Source organism: Sinorhizobium fredii NGR234 (genome assembly GCF_000018545.1).
In the GTDB taxonomy this organism is placed as follows: domain Bacteria; phylum Pseudomonadota; class Alphaproteobacteria; order Rhizobiales; family Rhizobiaceae; genus Sinorhizobium; species Sinorhizobium fredii_A.
The window spans coordinates 1402929-1426788 of the sequence record NC_012586.1 but is presented as its reverse complement, the minus strand read 5'-3'; the positions used below and the strand labels follow the sequence as shown (position 1 = coordinate 1426788).

Below are 23860 nucleotides of genomic sequence, written 5' to 3'. Positions count from 1 at the left end.
CGAATTTGTTCTCGGCCGATCTCGGCTTCGCCGTGAAGCAGGAGCCGAAATCGCGTTCCGCACATACACAGCCCGTATCGCGGCAACGGTCGCCTTTTGGTTTATCAAAGAGTCCTGCGGCGGAGTTATCCTGCGACTGCAGATCGGTCGGGGTCGGTCTCGTCCAAGTGAATTCGGTCCCGGCCGGCGAGCTTGGCCATGTATAGAGCCCGGTCCGCGCGAGCATAAAGGCTGATCGCCGTGTCGCCTGGCTGAGCACCCGCGATACCCGCTGAAAACGTATATCCGAAATCGGGTCGCCCCTGAAGCGGACGGGACTTGCGCACTGAGGCGAGCATCCGTTCGAGGATCAATTTGGCCTGCTCGACGGGTGTGGCCGGCAGGGTGAGCACGAATTCCTCGCCGCCGACCCTTCCGAAGCAATCGGTGCGCCGCACCAGGCGGTGAATGCGCATGGCGAAGTCCCGCAGGATCGTATCGCCGGTCTGATGGCCGAACTGGTCGTTGATGCTCTTGAAACGATCGATGTCCAGCACGCAGAGGCAGCCTGGGGAGGTTTGGCCGACGGGTTGCTGCAACATATCGTCAATTCTCGCCGTCACGAAGCGGCGATTAGCGACCCCGGTCAGTTCATCGGTGTATGAAGCCTTGATGGCCAGGTCGCGGTCCTGTCGTACGGCGCGCGTCTTGGCCTTGAGGCCGGTCACATCGGTGGCGACGCAAAGCATCCACCCATCTTTCTCGACGGTTTCGGTCATCCAAAGCCAGCGCCCGTCGAACAGATCGGTTTCAAATGCCCTGTAGCCGACCTTGCCACGGCGCGACTGGGTCGATCGCAGCCACTCTTCAAAGTCTGCGATGCAGATGACCGTTCCTCGCCGGGCATGAAAATTCCGCCGCATCAGATCCGGCCACAGGGGCATCTCGTCCGGTTCCAGGAAATAGGCCGAGCGGAAAGCCGCGTTGGCGTAGCGTAGCCGGTCGAATTCGTCGTAGGCCGCAACGAGAACCGGAGAGGTCTCGAAGAGTTCAAAGAGTCGCCTGATATCCTTCGCCATGTCCTTGACTTTAGACGTTCTTCGTTAATGCAAGCACCAAGCCGGCGGTATCACTGCACCTGAACTTGTCGAGAAAACGGCTGCAACGGCGCATCCCTTAACAGGGAAGACCGAAGGGGGAAATGCTCCCGCAACGACAAGATCCGATCCTCCGCGGTGATCGCAGGCGGATGCGCCCTCGGGCGGCTTGGTTCAAGGAGGGAAACCAGCACTTGCGCATTGCTGCTACGCCGCTACCAGCAGTGACTCGTCATCGTCTCAATCAGGCATACACTGATCGTTTCCGGCACACGCTCGGGGCGCTGGCGGATGCGCGAACTCGCCGCCGTCGGGAGGAGATGAACCATGCCGTCTCGCGACCGGTGCAGCACTTTCGGCCCAACGGAGGTGGATTTGCTGCACAACATATTCGAACAGATCCTGGAGGAAAGGGGCGTAGACAGCAGCGGCGACAAGGCAAATGAAATCGCTGCAAGGTTGATCTCCGTCTATCAATCCGGTGTGCGCGACATCGAATTGCTCAAGAAGTTGTCCATGCGACCGCGGGATTGATTTCCGCGTAACGGGCGCCCGCCGCCTTCCGTCTTGAAGAGCTTTTAGTCCTGGTGAACTGGGCACGGCTTTGTTCTGTGGTCTGCACCACTTCTTGGGCCGTTTTCGTATCGGGGGGTGGCGACCAGCCCGTTAGTGCAGAGTCTTGCTCGCGGGGACCGCCGTACTTTCGGCAATCTTCGTATTCATGCGCATCGCCATGACATAGTCTTCAGTGAGTTCCATGAGCGCAAGCGCGATCTCCTGCCACGACCAACCGGCGCCCTCCGCCAAGCTTGTGAAAATTTGAAAATCCTCTTCCAGCGCACGCTCGCACTCTAGCTGGCGGTCGGTTGGCTGGGGTTGGGTGATCGTGTCGGTGAGCTTGGGCATCGGTCCTCCTAGTGCAAGAAGAAACTCCCGGACGACGAGGCGGGTTCCATTGGGCCGCGTCGAAATGCATGGGACGGCGGGAAGCGGCGTCGAGACGAACAAAGCGGCCGGGCGTGGCGTTACTGTCGACAGCCGGGAGACGATCATGGTTCAGCACAATCAGCGGACGCGCCCAAAGGAAGCCCGGCAGGGCGATTTTGCGGCCTTCCCCTATGATCGGAGCGCCGTCGAGCGGTTTCGCCAGGCGTTTCCACGCGCCCGATGGAACGACGAACGCAAGAGCTGGTTCGTGCCCGGCAAGACGGCCGCCCGTCGCATCGAGCGATGGCTGGCTCGGGAAGCAGCGCACAACGACATCCATGGCGATATCAAGGGCCGCGACGCCTATGATTTCGAGCCCATCGTCAGCCGATATCTCGAAGTCGGCGATGACCTGTGCATTCGAACGCCCTATTCGAAATCGCTGATTGAAATGCTGCGCGCAATTCCCTGGGCACACTGGGACGAAGATCTGCGGGCCTGGCGGGTGCCCTTCCGATCCTATGAGGAATTGCGGCGACGTTGGCCCAGGATCGAGGCGGCCGCGCGGCGAAACGAGCCCGAGGAGAAGAAGCGTCGCCGAAATGCGGAAAAAGACTCTGAAAAACAGAGAGCGGCCAATGCGCGCTCCGCGGAACGTCGCCGGCGCCGCTATCCGCTGCCCGCTGACGACCCGCCGCCCGCCGGGCGTCCGGTTGCAACCGGGCAGTATGGAATCGTCGTCTTCGTCGAATTCTCCGGCGAAGTCGCGGAGACTGCAGAACTGGCCGAACACTATCCCCATGCCGACCGCACCGTCGATCATGTCTGGGGACGGTGGCGCGTCCCGAGCCTTGCCGAACTCGTAGCGGCATGGCCTGCCCGCCGGGAGCCCGGCCCCGAGGCGCTCTCCAGGGGGTGGTGGCAGCCGACCCTGGCCGAATTGAGGATTGCCCGTAGAAACGCCCGATCCATGGCGCGGCGCCAGCGTGCGAGGAAGCCGGCAGGTGCCGACGGACAAGGGACGCGCGTCCATTAGCGAGGCGGTAAGTCCTTCGAAGCGCGTGCCGGTTTGTTTGCTGCGCGGCTTTGCAGTCTGTCCAACTGCGGCTATGTTCCTTATCCGTTCTCGCGCGATTCGCGGCAGTCCCGCAGCCTTTACGGGCGCGCCTGTTCCCGTCGCGCGAGTATACCCGGAGGCTGGATGAGCGCGGCATACCTGGAGAAACTGAACGAACGGCAGCGCAGCGCCGTCGAACACGGTGTCGCATCTGGTGTCGATAGCGGCGGTCCGCTTCTCATCATCGCCGGCGCCGGCTCGGGCAAGACCAACACGCTTGCCCACCGGGTCGCGCATCTCATCGTCAACGGCGCGGATCCCCGACGGATCCTCCTGATGACCTTCTCGCGTCGGGCGGCCGCCGAAATGGGCCGCAGGGTCGAGCGCATCTGCAGCCAGGTGCTCGGCGCAAAGGCAGGGAGCTTTTCCGACGCGCTTGCCTGGGCGGGAACGTTTCACGGCATCGGTGCGCGACTTCTGCGCGAACATGCCACGGAAATCGGCATCGATCCGAGTTTCACCATTCACGATCGGGAAGACAGCGCCGATCTGATGAACATCGTCCGGCATGAGCTTGGATTCTCGAAGACCGAGAGCCGATTCCCGACCAAGGCAACCTGCCTTGCGACCTATTCGCGGGCCGTCAATGCCGAACAGCCGCTCGATGAAGTCCTGCGCGACAGTTTTCCCTGGTGCAGCGCCTGGGAAAAGCAGCTGCGCGAACTTTTCGGTGCCTATGTCGACGCCAAGCAGGCGCAGAACGTTCTCGATTACGACGACCTGCTACTCTACTGGGCACAGATGATGGGTGACGCCGTGCTTGCCGAGGAGGCCGGCGGCCGGTTCGATCACGTGCTGGTCGATGAATACCAGGATACCAACCGACTGCAGGCTTCGATCCTGTTGGCGATGAAGCCGGAAGGACGCGGCCTCACGGTCGTCGGCGACGACGCCCAGTCGATCTACTCGTTCCGCGCCGCGACGGTGCGCAACATTCTCGATTTTCCGGCGACCTTCACGCCTGCTGCAGAGGTCATCACGCTCGATCGGAACTATCGCTCGACGCAGCCGATCCTCGCTGCCGCCAATGGGGTGATCGAACTCGCTCGCGAGCGCTTCACCAAGAACCTCTGGACCGAGCGGGAATCAGCCGAACGCCCGCGCCTCGTCACCGTGCGCGACGAGTCGGTGCAAGCCAACTACGTCGTCGAACAGGTGTTGCAGAACCGCGAAGGCGGAATGCTGCTGAAGCAGCAGGCGGTGCTCTTCCGCACCTCGCACCACAGCGGCTCGCTCGAAGTCGAACTGACCCGCCGCAACATTCCCTTCGTGAAGTTCGGCGGCCTCAAGTTCCTGGACAGCGCCCATGTGAAAGACATGTTGGCGGCCCTGCGTTTTGCCCAAAATCCGCGCGACCGGGTGGCCGGATTCCGGCTGATGCAACTGCTGCCGGGGGTCGGTCCACAGACGGCCGGACGGATCCTCGACGCGATCGCCGCTGACCCGGAACCGCTGACAACGCTTTCCGAGATACCGGCCCCTCCCCGGTCCGGTAATGACTGGACATCCTTCGTCGATATGCTGGAAGCCCTGCGGCCCGGTCGGGCCGGCTGGCCGTCCGAAATCGGCACGGCTCGCAACTGGTACGAGCCACATCTCGAGCGGATCCACGAGGATGCCGAGATGCGCAAGGCCGATCTCCTGCAACTCGAGCAGATCGCCACCGGCTATCCGTCGCGTGAGCGCTTCCTGACCGAACTCACGCTCGACCCGCCGGACGCCACCAGCGATCAGGCCGGCGTGCCGCTGCTCGACGAGGACTATCTCATTCTGTCGACCATCCACTCTGCCAAGGGGCAGGAATGGAAATCGGTTTTCGTCCTCAATTGCGTCGACGGATGCATTCCCTCCGACCTTGGGGTCGGCAGCACGGCGGAGATCGAGGAGGAGCGGCGTCTGCTTTACGTAGCCATGACCCGCGCCAGGGACAGTCTGCATTTGATCACGCCGCAGCGCTTTTTCACGCACGGACAAAATGCCCAGGGCGACCGGCATGTCTACGCCTCGCGAAGCCGCTTCCTGCCCGCAACGCTTCTGCAGTTCTTCGAGTGTTCGGCATGGCCCGTTGCCGCGCCGGCCGCGGCCGGCCAGCGCGATGCGCAGCAGATGCGCGTCGACGTCCGAGCCCGCATGCGCGGCATGTGGCGTTAGGGAGATGTCCTTTGTCTGCCCGCCAGCGTCGGCTGGCGGACCGGCATTGCCGGGGTAACGACCGGGTGGTCGTCCTTGACCATGCCGTTCAGCACCTTGAGGAGATCGTAACCGGCCGGCCAGCGGCCGAAGCCGCTCGCGATGTTGATATGGCCGGCATGGCCGAGATCGATGAGACGGCTGTTCCATCTTCCGCAAAGGGCCTGCAAACGGTCAAATCGCATGTAGGGATCGTTGAGACTGCCGACGACGAGGCTCGGAAAGCCGAGGCGCAGTCGCGGTATGATGCCGAAATCGATCGCCCCTGGATGCAGGCGTTCCGTCTCTTCGAGATCGCAAGGCGCGACGAGGAGCACGCTTCGGATCCGCTCGGCGATCGGCCGGCGCGCCATGCTCGCGACCAACAGGCAACCCAGGCTGTGGGCGACGATATCGACCGAGGGATGCCTCTCGATTTCAGCCTCCAGAGCACTTCGCCAGGCGGCAAGTGCCGGTCGGTTCCAATCGCCTTGCTCGACGAGTACCGCCTCGGGATGATCATCGAGCCAATAGCGCTGCCAGTGCCCCTCGCCCGATCCGAACAACCCCGGAAGGATCAGCGTCTTCACCATTGCATTCGCTCCCCGCGTCCGGTTGCCGCAAAAGGAAAGGTTCATGCGGAGATTGTGCCCGCCGGCAGGAGCGAAGGTAAGAAACGAAGATTTATTCTCTATAAAAATACTAGAAAAATATGCCGCGCGTCCGAAATACATGCCGCACGAACCATCGCTTCAATACGCAGCCCGACAGATCAGCGCTAGCGTCGATGCAGCGAAAGCCAGCCGTCGATACCAATTCGGGCCTCGACGTCCGTGTAATGCCCCAAAGTCAGGTGCGGCGTCCCCTCTGCCGCGGCGTGAGCTCCGGTGATCACCGCCACCTCGGCGCCAGCCGAGCTGCCCGCGAGTATTCCGGCAGGAGCATCCTCGAAGACGAGGCAGTCCTCGGCGCGCACGCCAAGCCTCTCGGCAGCGAGAAGGTATCCCTGCGGATCGGGCTTGCCCGCCATGACATCCTCTCCGGTGACCATGTGGAGCGGAACCGGAATGCCGGCCGCGGCAAGGCGGCGGTGAGCGAGTTCGAGCGGCGCCGAAGTGACGATCGTCCAGCGCTCCGGCGGCAGCGACTCGAGGAAGGCGACCGCCCCGGGTATTTCGACGATCCCTTCCACATCGGCGATTTCCGCTGCGGCAACCGCGTGCGCCTCAACGTTCGGATCGACAGCGAGACCGAGCTGGCGGATCACATCCGACGCGCGCACCCCGTGCACCGATTTCATCAGTTCGTAGGGATCGAGTCCGTTGCGGACGGCCCAGGCGCCCCAGACCCGCTCGACGACGGCCATGGAGTTGAGCAGGGTGCCATCCATGTCGAACAGCAAAGCAGCGAACTTTCTCGGGAATATCGCAGTCGTCAACGTATCCAAGCCGGCTCCGTAGGATGAGGGTGTGGCGTATCGTGCGGGTTCGCACAACTAGCGCCGGACCGACCGCCGCACAACCTTCTTCACTGGATATTTAGCGACGCCTGCCGGCGATGAGAAAATCGATCGGCCCGCCCGGCACGTCGTCGTCGAAGACGGCGCAGGAAAGCACGCCGCCGAAGACGGCGCCCGAGTCGACATTGGTCCGGTTGCCGACGGTCCTGGGATTGCTGCGGCTCGGCGTATGTCCGTGGCAGACATGCCTGCCCCAGTAATGGCCGGAATAGTTCGGCTCGGTGCGCATCCAGAGCAGAATATCGTCATCCTGTTCCTCGAGCGGGATTGCGTCATCCACCCCGGCATGGACGAAGATCCGATAGGGCTCGACGATGATCGACGGAAGCTCGGCCATCCAGACCAGATGGCTCAGGGGTATGGCGCCGCCGTAGGAGTCGAGGGTCTCGTCGCCGCCGTTCATCAGCCACGAGCTCATCTCGGCGTGACCCTTGCGGGCCGCGAGCAGCATGTCCTCATGATTGCCCTTGAGCGTCATCCATTGCCAGCCGGCCTTGGGCGGGCCCGCCATGATCCGTTCGACGACGCCTCGGCTCTCCGGGCCACGATCGACGAGATCGCCGAGGAAAATGACCCGGCCCCCGGGCGCGGAGGACTCGATTGCGTCCAACAGCGTGTCGAGCTGCGCGAGACAGCCGTGAATGTCGCCGACCGCGAATGTGAGGCGTCGGCCATTCATGAAGCGGTGCTCCCGTTGGCGTTCAAGACGGCTTTCTCCATGGATGTGGACGAGGATCGATCGTCACTCGTCTCAAGCCGCGCGATGAATCGCTGCGGCAGGGTTCGCTTCGCAGCACTATCGCATTCCAATATCGACCGAAAACGCTTTCGGCGCAAAAAACGCACTATGTTGGTTAATCGGGCGCGAGGGGAGCCGAAAGCAAACAGGCGAATTGCGGCGGCCGTCAGCAGTGTACGCGCAGGTCAACGGCGCGGCGTTGATCGCGGAATAGCCGAACTTGTGATCGACACCGGGTCGCTGGCGGGAAAGGTATCTTCGAGCCCCTCCTCCAGTTGCTCTTCCATCGCCTGTTGGTCGTGTGCCTGACGGGCGTTCGGAAGCGCACCTGCCGGGGTCGACGGAGAGCGCCGCGTGCCCGCTATGCCGAGCAGTTCCCCATCCGCCTCCATGGCGGCAGCCAGTATTTCCTTCGCTCGCCCAACGACATTCATCCGGTTGAGGGTGCCCTCGGCGTTCTGCGGGCATAGGACGGAGACGACCTCTCCCGTGGCACCGACGAACTCTACGGTGAATCCCGCCTTGCCGCCGCGCTCGGGGAAGACCTGGATGCCGACGAACTGCATGGCTCCTCCTCGCGTGGAAGGACGCACGCCTATGTGAAATGAGCCCGGAACGGGTTTGGAGCATCAAGTCTAACAGATTTACCGGCATGCCGACAGTTCGTTCCTTGCGTCGGCGGCAGTCGCGTCCGCGAAGTTACAGAACGCCGCCCGGTCCGGATCGCAGGCTACGCTCCGCTGCGTGGTAACCCGGTGCCCCGTCCTTCCGCTCCGCCGGTCGTGTGCAGGCCGCGAAAGCGTCGAGGGAATGATTGTAGACGCGCGTTTGCACATCCATCATGCCGAGCACCGTATGGAAGAGGTTGTCGTGCGATCTCGGGGCGTCCTGATCTCTGGAGAGACAGGCGGCATCTAGCCCCATCGCCGCCTGATAGGGCCTCGAAAACCAGGCGATGAAGGGAACCTGCGTTTGTTCCTTCGGTGCGATCGCATAAGGCGCGCCATGCAGGTAGATACCGTTCTCCCCAAGCGATTCACCGTGGTCCGACATGTAGATCATCGCGCCGGCGATCCGATCCTGATGCTTTTCGAGCAATGCCGCGACGCTCGCGAGAACATGGTCCGTATAGAGGATCGTGTTGTCATAGGCGTTGGTGATCTCCTCGGTCGAGCAGGTCATCAGTTCCGGCGTGCGGCAGTCCGGGGTGAACCGGCGGAACGCCGCGGGATAGCGCTGGTAATAGGCCGGCCCGTGGCTCCCGATCTGATGCAGGACGATCACGCTGTTCTTCGTCGTTGCGCCTAGCTTCCTGTCCAGTTCGTCGAGGAAGATTTCGTCGAGACATTCGCCGTCGTTGCAGAGAGGACTGTCCTTGCGATGCGTCATGCTGGCGAAGCTGATAAGGTCGGCGATGCCCTTGCTGCCCGTGTTGTTGTCCCACCAGGTAACGGAGACGCCCGCATGCGTCAGGACGTTGACGAGGTTTTCCGTCGAGCGCGCCTTCCAGTCGCTATATTGCTTGCGTGGGTAGACGGAAAACATGCAGGGCAACGAGACGGCTGTCGCCGTTCCGCAGCTCTTCGTATCGCGGTAGTTGACCACGCCGAGTGCCGTCAGCTCCGGATTTGTCTCGCGGTGATAACCATTGAGGGAGAAATTCATCGCCCGCGCGGTTTCGCCCGCGACCACGACGACGACCACGGGCTTGCCGGCCGCGGCGATGCGGGAACCCTCCCTGGCGTCGGTCCCGAGTGGCTGCACGACCAGATTGCGTTCGCGATAGGTGGAAAGACCGTAGCGCACCGCCGACGAGATCGGCCCGGCCGGATTGAACCGGACCATCAGGTCCCGATGTTCCCGCAGCGCATAGGCGATCCCGGCAAAGTTGGCGTAGATGAGCACGCCGCTGAGGGCTAGCGCCGGAGCAATGAAGAGGAAATTGACGGCGGCCTTTGAGAAAAATCGCCGGTGCTTGACCTTGACCCAGGCGACGAGAAGCGTGGGTATGAGAGCGTAAAGCGCAAGATGAAGCGCGAGGCCGCCGGTCAGCAGATGGCCCGCCTCGGGACCGGTGGTGACGGCGGCAGTGCCGATCATGCCTTTGTCGATGACCACGCCGAAGCTGTCGGTGAAATAGGAGGCCGCTGCCGATATGACGGTCAGCAGGATCAGCACCGGCTTCATGACATATTTCATCGACAGCGAGGTCAGGACGGAAAACATCGTCAAAGCGAGTGCTGCGCCGAGCGACAGCATGGCGATCCACGCGTGATCGAAATAGGTCACCGCGTGGCTCCAGAAGGAATTATTGGTGAGGATCAGCAGGTAAAGGGTGGCAAGCGCGCTCAAGGTGATGCTGCCGATCTGCGGCCGGCGAATTCTGATGACAACCAAGATACGTATCTCCGAGAATTGGCGCCACTGCTCTCATTGGTTTCGTTCCGGCATTTCCAGCCGACACTTCTGCCAGTACCGCGGCCAAGCTGTCGAAGCGCTGTCGAGACGATGACCGACGATGTCCGGTCGGCCGCGTCGGGTCCATGACATCGCGAGGCAGACAGGTCTTCGACAGCTTCAAAGGGCTACGTCGCTGGCGGCTGCCAGCGAACGTTGGCACCTTGCGGAAAAACTCCTATGGTCGGCGCCCCACGCCGCAAGTTGCCAAGAGATCAGGAAAATACATGCGCCTGCTGCTCGTCGAAGACAGCCCCCGCCTCATCGAGCTTGTCGGCGAAACCATGCGTGATGCGGGCTGGCGGCTCGACGCGGTCTCGACCGTCGGCGAAGCCGAGGTGGCGATCGCCGCGCGGGAGCACGATCTCGTCCTTCTCGACCTGGGCCTGCCGGATGGCGATGGACTCGATCTTCTGAGATGGATGAGGCAGGAGCACGCCGGGTTGCCGGTCCTGGTCATCACCGCCCGCGGCTCGGTCGACGAGCGGGTCCAGGGGCTCGATGCCGGTGCGGACGACTATCTGGTGAAGCCGTTCCACCATCGCGAATTGCTTTCCCGCTGCCGGGCTATGCTGAGGCGCAATCCACACGCCATACAACCGGTGCTCGAGGCCGGCGCGTTGCGCTTCGATCCGGCCACCGCAGAACTCACCTGTGAGGGGGCGATGATCGCTCTCCCCCCGCGCGAGCGGTCGCTGATCGAGATTTTGATGCGCGAGGTCGGGCGCGTCGTTCCGAAGCGTCGGCTTGAGACGGCCCTTTCGGAATATGGGCAGGAGCTCAGTTCCAATGCGCTCGAACTTGCCGTTTCCAGGGTTCGCAAGCGCCTGCAGCCGCTCGATACCGGCGTGCAGATCGAAACGGTGCGCGGCATCGGCTACCTCCTGCGGACGGTTGCATGAGAAAGCGCCCTCCGTCGCTGATCGGCATCGTGGCGCGGCGCATCATCGCCTTTTCGCTGCTTGCCATGGTCCTGCAGATCGGCGTGGTCTTTGCCGATTACTGGTTCGACGACGACAAGCTCAGCGTCCTGATGCTGCAGCAGGAAACGGAGATCCTGTCAAAGGCGATCACGACGCAGGACGGGCTGCTCGGCTACGAACCCGATCACGAGGTTCGGAAACGCTACCTCGAAATGGAAGGGCGTCCAGGGGCGATCTATGTCCGGGTCCGCTCTGCTACCGGTTCGGTGCTCTTTTCCAATTGCTCGGCGGAATGCGCCGAGCATTTTCTGCCGTTGAGCGTCAATGCGCCGAGCTTCTGGAAGCGAACAATCGAGGAAGGCAAGCCCTTCAGTGTCGCAGGCGGCCAGTCCTTTGAACGTGGCGGCGAATCCGTGCTTGTGGAACTTGCGATTTTCAAGGACCCGAACGGCTTCATGTACAGTGCCCTGCTGCATGAGATGTTCGATTCGATGATCGTACCGATGACGCTGCTTTTCTGCCTGGTCATCTGCGCGACGATTTGGTCAATCCGAAGCGCGCTTCGGCCGGTAGCGTTGGCGGTCCAGGCTGCGGACGGCATAGATCCGCGCGACAGCGGCGCCCGCCTGCCGATAACGCGCATGCCTCAGGAGATCGAGCGCCTGGTCAGCGCCGTCAATCGCCTGCTTGCCCGCGTCGCCGATCTCGTTCAGTCCCAGAAGGTCTTCTCGTCTTCGATCGCGCATGAGATACGCACGCCGGTTTCGATCGCCAAGATGGAGCTGAGCCGCATCGACGATCCCCGAGCGCGCAATGCCGAGCGGGATCTCGACGCGCTGACACACATTCTCGAGCAACTGACGTCGCTGGCGCGGGCGGACGCCGTAGACCCCTCGGCCTATGGGCAGGCCAGCCTCTCCGGAATCGGGGCAGAAGTGGCGCAAGCGACGGCTCCATTCGTCTTTGACCACGGAAAGTCGATCGAGTTCGTCGACCACGGCACAATGCCCGTGAGAGTGATACCGGCGCTTGTCGAGAACATGCTCAGAAACCTGATCGAGAATGCGGTAAAGCACAATCCGCCGGGCACCCGCATCATCCTGACCTGCGGCCCCGGTCGGCAGGTCTCCGTCGAGGATGATGGCAAAGGCCTGGTCGATCTGCCGGAACTCAACCAGGACCTCGGTTACGTCAAGCGCTCCGGCCAGCTCGGTCTCGGCCTCAAGATCGTCCATCGGATCGCCGAGCTTCACAAGGCGAGACTTACGATCGACACGGCGCCCGATCGCGGCACCAGGGTTACGATCGATTTCGCGCCATCAGATTGAAATCGGATATCGTTCGGGCGACGTATACTTATTGGGCACAATGCATATTTTTTAATCCGGAGCGCATTCTTGGATGCAGATTGCGTGCCCAATCTCCGGTCACATGCTATTGCGCTGTGCATCCGTCTCCGTCCCCTCCCGCAGCGCTCACGAGCATCCATGTCCAAGGCCGCAGTCCTCCTCCGACGCTTCATGCCCTCCCTTGTGCCGGTCAGCGGCTGGGAGCGCCTGCGCGCATCCTGCGGCGCGCTCATAGGGGTACTGTCGACAGGTTTCATCAGCACGGTTGCCGTCGGCGCCGACGCCAGCCTGCCTTTGCTCATCGCGCCGATGGGTGCCTCCGCGGTGCTGCTTTTCGCCGCGCCGTCGAGCCCGCTCGCCCAGCCCTGGTCGATCGTCGGCGGCAATGTCGTTTCCGCGACGGTCGGCGTCACCTGCGCCTTGCTCATCCCCAACCCGGTGATGGCGGCCGCCATCGCCATCGCGCTGGCAATCGGCGTCATGCTGCTCCTTGGCTGCCTGCACCCGCCGAGCGGAGCCGTCGCCCTGACCGCCGTTCTCGGCGGCCCGGTCATCCGTGAGGCCGGCTATGCCTTCGTCCTTTCCCCTGTCGCCATCAATTCACTGGTCATCCTGACGGCCGCGCTCATCTTCAACAATCTCACCGGCCGCCGCTATCCGCATCTTGCCCCTGCCCCGAACCCGCACCGAACCGTGGACCCCCTGCCGAGCCAGCGCCTCGGCGTCGTCCCGGACGACCTACAGGCGGTACTGGCGCAATATGGCGAGGTCGTCGACATCAGTCCCGAAGAACTCGACAGTTTCATCCATCAGGCGCAAATCCGCGCCTTCACCCGCCGGTCCGGCGAAATCACCTGCGGCGAAATCATGTCGCGCGATGTGCTGACCGTTGCGCCGGAGACAACGCTGCGCAAGGCCTGGCGGATGCTCGTTGAACACCGTATCCAGGCCTTGCCGGTCGTCACCGAAAAGGACGGTATGGTCGGCATTCTCACCCAAACGGACTTCATGAAGCACACGACCCTGACGCCGGATGGCCGGTTGCAGATCGGCCTTCGCGAGCGGATCGGCAATATCATCGGCCTGCCGGCCAAATCGCCACGGTTCGTTTCCGAAATCATGACAACCCGCGTCCAATCGGCGCTTCCGGAAACGATGGTCGCCAAGCTGGTGCCGCCCATGGCGGACATGGGCCTGCACCACATGCCGATCGTGGATGCCGACAACCGCGTCGTTGGCATCGTCACCCAGTCGGACCTGATTGCGGCGCTGTTTCAGCGGCGCCTCGATGCGGTGCAGCAAGTCGCCTGAACGCGCGATAATCAGAATCTATGCACGCGGTTTCGCCGCACGGGACCGTTTGTTCAGTCACGCTCTATGCCCGCGACCGGTTCCATCTTCTAGCGCTTGCTGCGAAATCATTCGATCGATTGACTTATTCGAATGAATGATATAATTTAAGCAGATGATGAAAAACAGCGACACCACTACACAGCTCAAGGCAGAGCGCGGCGACGCAACGCGAGAGAAGCTTCTCTCAGCAGCGATCGACATCTTTGGCCGCTATGGCTTCGACGGAGCCACGACGCGAAAGCTCGCCGATGCGGCGGGCGTCAACCTGCAGGCGATCCCCTATTATTTCGGCGGCAAGGAAGGCCTCTACATCGCCGCGGCGGAGCACCTCGCGGCTCTGATCGGCAACCATGTCCGAGATCTGCGCACCACCATCCTTGGCCGCCTTGCTGAGCTCGATGGACAGGGCAAGCCGCTGAACTCCGCAGAAGCGCGCACCTTTCTCACCCAGATGGTCCAGAGGATGATCGTCCTCTTCGTCAGTAAGCAATCGGAAAGCTGGGCGCGCTTCATCATTCGCGAGCAGATGGAACCGACCGAAGCCTTCAAACGGATCTACGGCAACATCATGCGGCCGATGATCGAAATGGCGCGTCGGCTGATCGGTGCCATCCTGGAGGACGATCCGGCCTCCGAACACATCCGGCTCCGAACCCTGTCCTTCGTCGGCAGCGTGCTCGTCTTCCGCATGGCGCACGCGGCCGTTTATGCGCAGCTCGAATGGGAAAGCGCCGGGCCGAAGGAGATCGAGACATTGCACCGGCACGCGGCCGAACTCGTGGCCATACTCGGTGCGGAGAAGGACCGCCAGCCATGAAGAAGATTGCACTCATCACCCTGCTCATCGCGGCGGGCGCAGCCGGCGCCTGGTGGCTGGACCTGCCCGCGCGGCTCGGCTGGGCCGAAGACAACAGGAGCACGGTCCTTTACGGCAATGTCGATATCCGGCAGGTGTCGCTCGGCTTCCGGGTCAGCGGACGCATCGCCGAACTGCGCGTCGACGAGGGCGATGCCATCAAGGCCGGCGACGTGATCGCCAGGCTCGATGCGGAGCCGTTCCAGCAGGCGCTGGATGCGGCCGAGGCGGACGCCGAGGCGCTCCGCGCCACGCTCGCAAAGCTCAAGGCAGGCGCTCGGCCCACTGAAATCGCCCAGGCCCGCGCCGCCCACGACGAACGTCTTGCCGAACTGCAGAATGCCGAGCTCGCCTATCAGCGGGCGCAGCGACTGCGGCCGGCCGGAACGATTTCGCAGGCCGAACTCGACCAGGCGATTGCGACCCGTGCGGCGGCGACCGCCCGCGCCGCCTCGGCACGCGAGGCCTTGGCTCTGCTCGAAGAGGGAAGCCGCGTGGAGGACATTGCCACGGCAGAAGCGCAGGCGAATGCCGCAACAGCCAAGGCCGCGAGCGCCCGCACCGCGCTCAAGGACGTCGAACTCGTCGCACCAAGTGCCGGCGTCATTCTTTCGCGCGTCCGAGAGGTCGGGGCAGTGGTCTCGCCCGCCGACACGGTCTACGTGCTCTCACTGACGGAGCCCGTCTGGGTCCGTGCCTATGTCGCCGAGCCCAATCTTGGCCGCGTTCACCCGGGAATGAAGGTCAAGGTGACCTCTGATACCAACCCTGGACACGGCTATGAAGGAACCATCGGCTTCATTTCGCCGGTGGCCGAATTCACGCCGAAATCGGTGGAAACGCCCGAGCTCAGAACCGATCTCGTCTACCGGCTCAGGATCGTCATCGCCAAGCCGGGCACCGATCTGCGCCAGGGCATGCCGGTCACCGTGCACCTGCCAAGCCCGGAGGCCGGCACATGACTTCCGGGGCTGATACCGGAGCCGCCGCTCCCTTCGTGCGGCTGGCTGGCGTCTTCAAACGGTTCGGCGCGGCGCCCCCTGCCCTCGACTCCATCAATGGCGTCATCGCAGGCGGACGGATCACCGGTCTCGTCGGCCCGGATGGCGCCGGCAAGACGACGCTGATCCGATTGATGACCGGACTGATGCTGCCGGATCAAGGCACGGTCGAAGTGCTCGGCTTCGACACGCGCAAGGATCCGGCCAGCATCCAGGCGGCCATCGGCTACATGCCGCAGCGCTTCGGGCTCTATGAGGACCTGTCGGTTCAGGAAAACCTCGATCTCTATGCCGACCTGCGCGGCCTGCCGCTCTCGGAACGCCGCCACACCTTCGCCGAACTGCTCGAATTCACCGATCTCGCCCGTTTCACAACGCGGCTCGCCGGCAAGCTCTCGGGCGGTATGAAGCAGAAGCTCGGCCTTGCCTGCGCTTTGCTGCGCAAACCGCGGCTGCTGCTCCTCGACGAACCCGGCGTCGGTGTCGATCCGATCTCGCGGCGCGATCTCTGGAAGATGGTCGAGAATCTGACGGCGGAAGGCATCGGCGTCCTCTGGTCGACGGCGTATCTCGACGAAGCCGAAGCCTGCGATCATGTCCTGCTGCTCAACCAGGGCAAGCTGCTGTTTGCCGGCTCACCCCAGGAGATGACCGGTCGCGTCGAGGATCGCGTCTTCCGCCTTTCCGGCACGACCGGGCGCCGGCGCGAGAGGCTGGCACGCCTGCTTGATCAGGACGGCGTCGTCGACGGAGTCATCCAAGGCGAAACGATAAGGCTGGTGATGAAGCAAGGGCGCACCCCTCCCTTGATCGAGGGATCATCGTCCGGCAGCGCCACGGCGACGCCGCCGCGCTTCGAAGACGCCTTCGTCGATATGCTCGGCGGCGGTCCGGGCGGGCGGTCTCGGCTTGCCGAAACACAGCGGCCGTTCGCCGCCGATGGGGGCCGGCCGGTGATCGAAGCACGCGGACTCACAAAGCGCTTCGGCGATTTCACCGCTGCCGACAACATCACCTTCGACATCCCGCGCGGTGAGATTTTCGGCCTGCTCGGGCCGAACGGCGCCGGCAAGTCGACCACTTTCAAGATGCTGTGCGGGCTTTTGAAGCCGACCGCCGGCGAAGGACGCGTCGCCGGCTTCGATCTGAGGCGCGACGCCGCCGAGGCGCGCAACCGGCTCGGCTACATGGCGCAGAAATTCTCCCTCTACGGCGATCTGAGCGTCCTGCAGAACTTGAATTTCTTCGCGGGCGTCTACGGCCTTTCCGGCGCCAGAAAGCGCGAGAGAATCGAGCTCATGACTGAGATCTTCGATTTCCGCGCCATCCACGACATGTCGGCGAAGGACCTGCCGCTCGGCCTCAAGCAGCGCCTGGCGCTCGCCTGTGCCGTCCTGCACGAGCCGGAAGTGCTCTTCCTCGATGAGCCGACCTCCGGTGTCGATCCGATCACCCGGCGCGAGTTCTGGACCCATATCAACGGCCTCGTCGAAAAGGGCGTGACGGTGCTCGTCACGACACACTTCATGGACGAGGCGGAATATTGCGACCGCATTTCGCTGATCTATCGGGGCCGGTCGATCGCCCTCGGCTCGCCGGACGAGATGAAGGCGCGCGTCGCCGACAAGGACCTCCCGGATCCGACCATGGAGGACGCCTTCATCGCCCTCGTGCAGGGCTCTGAGGCAAAGGAGGCGGCATGAACGCCGACCCGAAGAAGCTAAAGCCCGAGCACTCTGGCCGCACAAGGCGCTTTGCAGCCCTCGTGCGCAAGGAAAGCTATCAGGTGGTGCGCGACCCGAGCAGTATCCTGATCGCCTTCGTGCTGCCGCTCATCCTGCTCTTCCTGTTCGGCTATGGCGTCTCGCTCGACACGACGCAGACCCGGATCGGCCTGGTCGTCGAAGAGGCGACGCCGCTGACGCGCGACCTCGCCGCGAGCTTTCAGGCGTCGCGCTACTTCGCCGTCGTCAATGGTCACGACCGCCGCGAATTCGAGGATGACCTTGTCCTCGGGCGGGTGCGCGGCATTGTCGCAATCCCGGCAGGCTTCGCCGCCGACCATGCGGCGGGGCGCCATCCCGTGGTGCAGGTGATCGTCGATGGCTCCGATCCGAACACGGCGAATTTCGTGCAGAACTATGTGCAGGGAACGGTCGGCAATTGGGAGCGGCAGCTCGCGAGCGAGGGCCTGGCCCAACCGCCGGCGATCGCTTCCGAACAGCGCTTCTGGTTCAACCCGGAACTGACGAGCCGGAACTTCCTCGTGCCGGGATCGATCGCCATCGTCATGACGCTTGTCGGCACGCTGCTGACTTCGCTTGTCGTCGCCCGTGAGTGGGAGCGCGGCACCATGGAGGCGATGATGGCGACCCCCGTCTCCGCAGCCGAACTCCTGGCCGGCAAGCTGCTGCCCTATTTCATCCTCGGCCTCAGCTCGATGACGCTCTGCGTGCTTCTCGCCGTGTTTCTGTTCGGAGTCCCCTTCCGCGGTTCGGTGGTCGCCCTTTATGCGCTGTCGGCGGTCTTTCTGATGCCGGCACTCGGCCAAGGACTGGTGATTTCGGCCGTCACCAAGAACCAGTTCCTGGCCTCGCAGCTCGCGCTGATCACCGCCTTCCTGCCGGCCTTCCTGCTGTCCGGCTTCCTGTTCGAGATCAACTCGATGCCGACCGTCATCCAGTGGATCACCTTCATCGTCCCCGCACGCTACCTCATCCCCAGCCTGCAGACGGTGTTTCTCGCCGGTGACATCTGGCCGATGTTCGGCCGCGCGATCGCGGTGATGTTCCTGATCGGCTGTGTTTTCTTCGCGCTCGCTGCGCGCAGCACCAGAAAGAGGATCGGATAGATGTGGTGGGGCCGACTGAGGGCGTTGATCGTCAAGGAACTGCTTGCCGTGCTCAGGGATCCGAAGGGCCGCACGGTCCTGATCGGCCCGCCGATCATCCAGTTGCTCATCTTCTCCTATGCGGCGACGCTCGAGGTCAAGAATGTCGATCTCATGGTGTTGGACCGCGACCACGGCCGCTGGAGCCAGGAACTCGTCCAACAGATCGGCGGCTCGCCGACCTTCCGCTCGATCCGGCTTGCCAACAGCCCCGCCGAGATCCAGTTCGCGATCGACAATCAGCAAGTGCTGGCGGCGCTCGAAATCGGCCCCACCTTCTCCCGCGATATCGAGGCGGGCAAGCCCGCCGAGGTGCAGATGATCCTCGACGGTCGGCGCTCCAACGCCTCGCAGATCGTGTCCGGTTATCTGAGCCGCATCGTCGGTACGCTCGCGGCAGAAACACCGGCCGGCGAGCGCGCCGCGTCCGATACGATCAGGGTCGAGGCGCGCAACTGGTTCAACGCCAACCTCACCTTTCAGTGGTTCATGGTGCCCAACCTGGTGGCGAGCATCGCCCTGTTGATCGGGCTGATCGTCACCGCGCTATCGGTCGCGCGCGAGCGGGAACTCGGCACCTTCGACCAGCTCATCGTCTCGCCGTTGCGCACGCACGAAATCCTCATCGGCAAGCTCATTCCGCCGATGATGATCGGGCTCCTCCATATCACCATCTACATCCTTGCCGCCGTCTTCATCTTCGGCGTGCCGCTGCGCGGCTCTCTCCTGCTGCTCTATGGCAGCGCCATCTTCTATCTCGCCGCGGTGGTCGGGCTCGGCCTGTTCATCTCGGCTCTGTCGATGACCCAGCAACAGGCGATCCTCGGGGCCTTCCTGTTCATGGTGCCAGCAATGCTGTTGTCGGGCTTCGCCACGCCGATCGAGAACATGCCGAGCTGGCTGCAGCCAGTGACGCTGATCAATCCGCTGCGTTATTTCCTGGTGATCGTGAAGGGTGTGTTCCTCAAGGATATCCCGCTCGCCGAAGTCGTGCACCAGACACTGCCGCTGTGCCTGATCGCCGTCGTGACGCTCTCGTCCGCCGCCTGGCTCTTCCGCCGCCGGCTAGAGTGAAAAGTCAGACGAGGCGGACGGGACCCGGATAACGGCCGATCATTTCGTCGGCCGTGACCAGCACCAAACCTTCGACAATCGATTGAGCGATGAGAATGCGGTCGAATGGGTCCTTGTGGATCGGAGGAAGCTGGTCGAGCGCTGCAGCGTGGGCGCTGTTTATGGACAGTTCCGCATAGCCGTTGTCCAGCAGTCCGCGACGCAGCAGCCGGGGATCGGCCTCGAAATCGGTACGTCCGAGGCCGCGCTTGATGGCGATTTCCCACAGGCTCGCCGCACTGAAATAGAGCACATTTTCAGGGTCCGAGATGAGCGCATGTGCTTCCTTCGACAAGCGGCCGGGATTGCCGGCCGCCCATAGAAGGATGTGCGTATCCAGAAGAATGTTCATGCGCCGAAGAGATCTTCGATCTCGTCACGGCCCATGCGATCGAAATCGTCCGGGACAACGATCTGGCCCATCATGAAGCCGAGCCGGCGCTGTTCTGCCTCTGCAGGTTGGTCGATCGGGACCACCTTCACCATCGGTTTTCCTGCCTTGGCAATAATGAAGGGTTCTCCCTTCGCAGCTTTCTCGATTAGCCGCGACAGATGAGTCTTTGCCTCGTGAATGTTGACCGTTTCCACCGAGTGCCTCCAGATAGACTTAGTTTACTAAACTTAGTCTATCTGGCGTGTCTATTCAAGACAGTCGGATATTATCCCTTCAAGAACCGGCCGATCGCCGCGATCTCGTTCTGGCGAATATCGTGGCCGCCGGAATGCCATTCGAGCTCCACATTCGCCTTCTGAGTCGTGAAATAGTCGGCAAGCGCCTGCGTCAGCGGCGCCGGGCAGATCGGGTCGCGTTCCCCGGCGGTGATCAGTATCTTCCGGCCCTCCAGCGCCGGATTGTCCTTCGGGCGGAACGGGATCAGCGGATGCATGAGCACCGCCTTGTCGAAGACGCCCTCTTCGATCAGCACGTTGGCGAGGATATTGGCGCCGTTCGAATAGCCAAGCCCGATGATTTCCGAAGCCTGATGTTCGGCGGCGAGCGTCTTCACGAAGTTCGCCATCTTCCCGGTGGCGCGCGCCAGGTCCGCCATGTCGTAGACCCCCTCGCCCGTCCGCCTGAAGAACCGCGCAGCCCCATATTCCGACACGTCGCCGCGCGGCGAGACGATGGTCGCCTCCGGCAAGAGCTCGGCGCCGAAACCGAAGAACTGGTTCTCGTCGCCTCCCGTTCCGTGCAGGACAAAGAGGATCGGATTGCCGGGCTTGCCGGTTTTCAGCTTATGCACATAGCCATGGTCGGCCATTGAATTCTCCTTTGCCGCCAATAACTCAGCGGGCGTTTGAGATACTCGACTTTAAATGTCGCTTGGCCCTCTTTCGATTACGATGAAGGAGGGCCGAGCGCAGCAGATGTCTCTATCCCTCGAGCTTCTGCAAATGGCTTTCGAGAATCGGCCGCAGGTGCTTGTGCTGCTGCGGCAGTTTCAGCGCCTCGCCGAGATGGGCGATTTCCTCGTCGCGGTCGAAGCCCGGTTCATTCGTGGCGATCTCGAACAGTACACCGCCCGGCGTGCGGAAATAGATCGCCCAGAAATAGTCGCGGTCGATGACCGGCGTGACCTGATAGCCTGTATCCATCAGCGCTTTGCGCACTTCGAGCTGTTTCTCGCGGTTCTCGACGGCGAAGGCGACGTGGTGCACGGAGCCAGCCCCTTGTGCGGCGCGATTGATGCTCGGCAGCGTTTCAAGGTCGACAAGACTTGCGCCATTGCCGCCAGGCACGATCAGCCGCGTGACCCCATCCCTGCGGTCCAGTTCTTCGTAGCCCATGAACTTCAACAGTTCCGCGGTTGCGCCCTCGTCACGCAGCCGCATCGAGACCGAGTGGAAGCCGCGGATTGCGTGATCCCCGGAAATGCCGCCTTCAGTCCACGGCGTGCGTGGATCGCCCTCGACCTCGACGAAGGCAAAGCCGTCGCCGTCGGGTCCGGCGAAGTTCAGTCGCTTCTCGCCGAAAGTCTCCTCGGCCTTGAGCCCAGTCACGCCGAGCCCCGCCAGCCGGTCGTGCCAGAAGCCAAGCGACCCCTTCGGAACGGAAAAGACAGTCGTCCCCACCTCTCCGGTGCCGGCACGGCCGCGCGGCATCCGTGGAAAGGGGAAATAGGTCATCACCGTTCCAGGCGTGCCGGCCGTGTCGCCGTAGTAGAGATGGTAGACGTCCGGCGAGTCGAAATTCACCGTCTTCTTGACACGGCGCAGCCCAAGCGTGCTGGTGAAGAAGTGATTGTTGGTGCGGGCATCGTCCGCCATGGACGTCACGTGATGCAGGCCTCTGATCTGGTCGAGCATTTGTCGCTGCCTTTCTGCCCGTTTGTCTTCGGGCTTGTCGATGCCCGGATAGATGCTCTCTTCCGGCCAAGCGCGAAAGGCCAGCGCCAACAAACGCATTGTCAACGTTTCGTTGACGCCCATAGGCAATCGTTTATCTTCGGACGAAGTTCATAGGCGGCTTGCCACGAGTCGAGCGGGCTCTTACGATCCGAACCGCTCGTTAAGCGCGCGGGAGGAGGAGCCCGGGCATACCGTGAAATACCGTTTCCTGTTTATGTTGTTGGTCCTGCCGGCCGCCGTCGTGATGCTCGCCGTGCAGGGGAATGTCGTCGCCACCCGCAGCTATATGCAGGAAGCCTCGGCGCAGGCGAATACGGCCCTCAGGCTGTCCGTCGCCGCACTCAGCGGCCACCTCAATCGTTATCAGGCGCTGCCCGCTCTCATCGCCGATCATGACGATATCAAGGAGATCGTGACCCGCCCTCGGGATCGACGGTTGCGCGACGCCGTCAACGGTTATCTGAAAGACATCAACGGGCTGCTGAAATCCTCAGACATCTACGTCATCACACCGGATGGCGACACGATCGCCGCCAGCAACTACGACGGGCCCGCAAGCTTTGTCGGCCAGAATTTCAGCTACCGCCCCTATTTCCAGGATGCGCTCAAGGGGGAGCAGTCCCGCTTCTATGCGCTCGGCACGACCTCTCTGAAGCGGGGCTATTATTTCGGCTCGCCCGTGCGCGTCGGCGACGAAATCCGCGGTGTCATCGTCTTCAAGGTCGATATCGAGACCATCGAATCCTCCTGGCAGGGCGGCGAGTACAGGATCTTCGTTTCCGATCCGGAAGGCATCATCTTCATGAGCGGAAACCCGGAATGGCTCTACGCCGGCATCCTGCCCTTGACGCCCGAGCGCCTTGCCCGGACGGAAGCTTCGCGGCGCTATGCCAATGCCATCCTCCACCCCTTGCCGGTCGCTCGCCGCGAGGTTGACGGCCACGCCTTGATGACCGTTTCGGGCCGCGACAACGCCCGGGAATACCTGGTCCTCTCGCACTACATGCCGGACGCCGACTGGACGGTGAACGTCCTGACCGACACGGCCTCGGTCAGGACCCAAGCGCTGACCACGGTCGCGGCCGCCATCCTGTTGCTCTGTCTGGCCGGATTGGCGGTCGCCATCCTCATCCAGCGACGGGCGCGGCTGCGCGAGCGTATACTGATGCAGGAGCAGGCGCAGGAGGAACTGGAGCGCCGGGTCGAGGAGCGCACCGCCGATCTTGCTCGCGTCAACGTGCAGATCGAGGCGGAGATCGCCGAACGGCGGCTTACCGAGCAGCAATTGCGCCAGACGCAGGCGGATCTCGTCCAGGCCGGCAAGCTCGCGGGGCTCGGCCAGATGTCGGCCGCCCTTTCGCATGAGTTCAACCAGCCGCTCGCCGCCGCCAAGACCTATGCCGACAGCGCGGCACTTTTGATCGAGCGGGGGCGAACGAACGAAGCGAGCGACAATGTCAGGCGCATCTCCGGCCTCATCGACCGCATGGCGGCGATCAGCCGGCATCTGCGCAACTTCGCGCGCAAGCCGAATGAAAAGCTCGGCGCCGTTCCGGTCGAAGACGTGATGCACGATACGATGGAGATCGTCGCGACGCGGTTGAAGACGGCGAACGCGGCAATCGATATCGATCTCGGTTCCGAGCCGCTGATCGTGCGGGCCGGTTCGGTACGGCTGCAGCAGGTGCTCGTCAACGTCATCTCCAATGCCGCCGATGCCGTCGAAGGCCTCGAGGATCGTATGATCCTGGTGCGTGCCTGGCGCGAGGATGACAGGGCGGTAATAACCGTGCGCGACCGCGGCCCTGGGGTGCCGCCCGCCATCGCAGAGCGCATCTTCGACCCCTTCTACACGACAAAGGGCGTGGGCAAGGGCCTGGGGCTCGGCCTTTCCATTTCCTACAACATCGTCAAGGATTTCGGCGGCAGCCTGACGGTGGCGAACCATGCCGAAGGAGGAGCGGTGTTCCGCATCGAACTTGTCGCCGTTCCGGAATCCGAGCGGGAGGCGGCTGAGTAATG

23 protein-coding genes are annotated in these 23860 nt (G+C 62.8%); 12 read left to right on the top strand and 11 right to left on the bottom strand.

The features are described 5' to 3' along the window. Positions 1-125 precede the first annotated feature (125 nt). Positions 126-1058, bottom strand: a complete 933-nt coding sequence (locus NGR_RS06775) for a sensor domain-containing diguanylate cyclase (protein WP_015887510.1) — start codon at positions 1056-1058, stop codon at positions 126-128. A gap of 345 nt (positions 1059-1403) precedes the next feature. Between NGR_RS06775 and NGR_RS06770 the strand changes: the two genes are divergently transcribed. Next, a complete protein-coding gene (locus NGR_RS06770) occupies positions 1404-1610 on the top strand; it encodes a hypothetical protein (RefSeq protein WP_015887508.1) in 207 nt (68 codons plus the stop codon). 132 nt (positions 1611-1742) lie between these two features. Here the strand turns inward: NGR_RS06770 and NGR_RS06765 are convergent, their stop codons facing one another. Continuing rightward, complete coding sequence (locus NGR_RS06765) at positions 1743-1982, bottom strand: hypothetical protein (protein WP_164923940.1); 240 nt, start codon at positions 1980-1982, stop codon at positions 1743-1745. Positions 1983-2127: 145 nt separating this feature from the next. Here NGR_RS06765 and NGR_RS06760 point away from each other — a divergent pair, with 145 nt between their 5' ends. Next, positions 2128-3039, top strand: a complete 912-nt coding sequence (locus NGR_RS06760) for a hypothetical protein (protein ID WP_164923939.1) — start codon at positions 2128-2130, stop codon at positions 3037-3039. 165 nt (positions 3040-3204) lie between these two features. Next, positions 3205-5271 carry an ATP-dependent helicase gene (locus NGR_RS06755; RefSeq protein WP_015887506.1) on the top strand — a complete coding sequence of 689 codons (2067 nt, stop codon included), beginning with the start codon at positions 3205-3207 and terminating at the stop codon, positions 5269-5271. Here the strand turns inward: NGR_RS06755 and NGR_RS06750 are convergent. The 5 genes from NGR_RS06750 to NGR_RS06730 form a co-directional block, all read right to left on the bottom strand. Then, positions 5268-5882 carry an RBBP9/YdeN family alpha/beta hydrolase gene (locus NGR_RS06750; RefSeq protein WP_015887505.1) on the bottom strand — a complete coding sequence of 205 codons (615 nt, stop codon included), beginning with the start codon at positions 5880-5882 and terminating at the stop codon, positions 5268-5270. The genes NGR_RS06755 and NGR_RS06750 overlap by 4 nt on opposite strands. A gap of 185 nt (positions 5883-6067) precedes the next feature. Continuing rightward, a complete protein-coding gene (locus NGR_RS06745; RefSeq protein WP_015887504.1) occupies positions 6068-6736 on the bottom strand; it encodes an HAD family hydrolase in 669 nt (222 codons plus the stop codon). A 91-nt stretch (positions 6737-6827) separates the two neighbouring features. Further along, complete coding sequence (locus tag NGR_RS06740) at positions 6828-7487, bottom strand: metallophosphoesterase family protein (protein ID WP_015887503.1); 660 nt, start codon at positions 7485-7487, stop codon at positions 6828-6830. Positions 7488-7732: 245 nt separating this feature from the next. Beyond that, the gene (locus NGR_RS06735; RefSeq protein WP_015887502.1) at positions 7733-8113 is read right to left on the bottom strand and encodes a hypothetical protein; all 381 of its coding nucleotides are present in this window, start codon (positions 8111-8113) and stop codon (positions 7733-7735) included. Positions 8114-8246: 133 nt separating this feature from the next. Next, the gene (locus tag NGR_RS06730; RefSeq protein WP_015887501.1) at positions 8247-9944 is read right to left on the bottom strand and encodes a phosphoethanolamine transferase; all 1698 of its coding nucleotides are present in this window, start codon (positions 9942-9944) and stop codon (positions 8247-8249) included. A 287-nt stretch (positions 9945-10231) separates the two neighbouring features. On the opposite strand from NGR_RS06730, the gene NGR_RS06725 reads away from it, so the two are divergent. The 8 genes from NGR_RS06725 (at position 10232) to NGR_RS06690 (ending at position 19450) form a co-directional block, all read left to right on the top strand. Next, positions 10232-10906 (top strand): response regulator, encoded by a 675-nt coding sequence (locus tag NGR_RS06725; RefSeq protein ID WP_015887500.1) that lies wholly within the window; start codon positions 10232-10234, stop codon positions 10904-10906. Further along, complete coding sequence (locus tag NGR_RS06720; RefSeq protein WP_015887499.1) at positions 10903-12255, top strand: sensor histidine kinase; 1353 nt, start codon at positions 10903-10905, stop codon at positions 12253-12255. The genes NGR_RS06725 and NGR_RS06720 overlap by 4 nt, the downstream gene beginning before the upstream one ends. A gap of 159 nt (positions 12256-12414) precedes the next feature. Next, complete coding sequence (locus NGR_RS06715) at positions 12415-13587, top strand: HPP family protein (RefSeq protein ID WP_015887498.1); 1173 nt, start codon at positions 12415-12417, stop codon at positions 13585-13587. 154 nt (positions 13588-13741) lie between these two features. Continuing rightward, the gene (locus NGR_RS06710; RefSeq protein ID WP_015887497.1) at positions 13742-14446 is read left to right on the top strand and encodes a CerR family C-terminal domain-containing protein; all 705 of its coding nucleotides are present in this window, start codon (positions 13742-13744) and stop codon (positions 14444-14446) included. After that, positions 14443-15447 (top strand): secretion protein HlyD, encoded by a 1005-nt coding sequence (gene hlyD / locus NGR_RS06705; RefSeq protein WP_015887496.1) that lies wholly within the window; start codon positions 14443-14445, stop codon positions 15445-15447. Before NGR_RS06710 ends, hlyD begins: the two co-directional genes overlap by 4 nt. Further along, a complete protein-coding gene (locus tag NGR_RS06700) occupies positions 15444-17189 on the top strand; it encodes an ATP-binding cassette domain-containing protein (RefSeq protein WP_015887495.1) in 1746 nt (581 codons plus the stop codon). The genes hlyD and NGR_RS06700 overlap by 4 nt, the downstream gene beginning before the upstream one ends. After that, positions 17186-18337 carry an ABC transporter permease gene (locus NGR_RS06695; protein ID WP_015887494.1) on the top strand — a complete coding sequence of 384 codons (1152 nt, stop codon included), beginning with the start codon at positions 17186-17188 and terminating at the stop codon, positions 18335-18337. Before NGR_RS06700 ends, NGR_RS06695 begins: the two co-directional genes overlap by 4 nt. Then, positions 18338-19450, top strand: coding sequence for an ABC transporter permease (locus NGR_RS06690; RefSeq protein WP_015887493.1), 1113 nt, complete (start codon positions 18338-18340; stop codon positions 19448-19450). It begins immediately after the preceding gene. Between the two features lie 4 nt (positions 19451-19454). Here the strand turns inward: NGR_RS06690 and NGR_RS06685 are convergent, their stop codons facing one another. From NGR_RS06685 to NGR_RS06670, 4 genes are all read right to left on the bottom strand, one after another. Further along, positions 19455-19841 (bottom strand): type II toxin-antitoxin system VapC family toxin, encoded by a 387-nt coding sequence (locus NGR_RS06685; RefSeq protein WP_015887492.1) that lies wholly within the window; start codon positions 19839-19841, stop codon positions 19455-19457. Next, on the bottom strand, positions 19838-20077 hold the full coding sequence (locus NGR_RS06680) for a type II toxin-antitoxin system Phd/YefM family antitoxin (protein ID WP_015887491.1): 240 nt from the start codon (positions 20075-20077) through the stop codon (positions 19838-19840). Before NGR_RS06680 ends, NGR_RS06685 begins: the two co-directional genes overlap by 4 nt. A 71-nt stretch (positions 20078-20148) precedes the next feature. After that, a complete protein-coding gene (locus NGR_RS06675; protein ID WP_015887490.1) occupies positions 20149-20751 on the bottom strand; it encodes an alpha/beta hydrolase in 603 nt (200 codons plus the stop codon). A 112-nt stretch (positions 20752-20863) separates the two neighbouring features. Next, complete coding sequence (locus tag NGR_RS06670) at positions 20864-21796, bottom strand: VOC family protein (RefSeq protein WP_164924090.1); 933 nt, start codon at positions 21794-21796, stop codon at positions 20864-20866. A 235-nt stretch (positions 21797-22031) separates the two neighbouring features. Between NGR_RS06670 and NGR_RS06665 the strand changes: the two genes are divergently transcribed. Further along, entirely contained in the window at positions 22032-23858 is a 1827-nt protein-coding gene (locus tag NGR_RS06665; protein ID WP_164923938.1) for a sensor histidine kinase, read from the top strand. Positions 23859-23860: the final 2 nt, after the last annotated feature.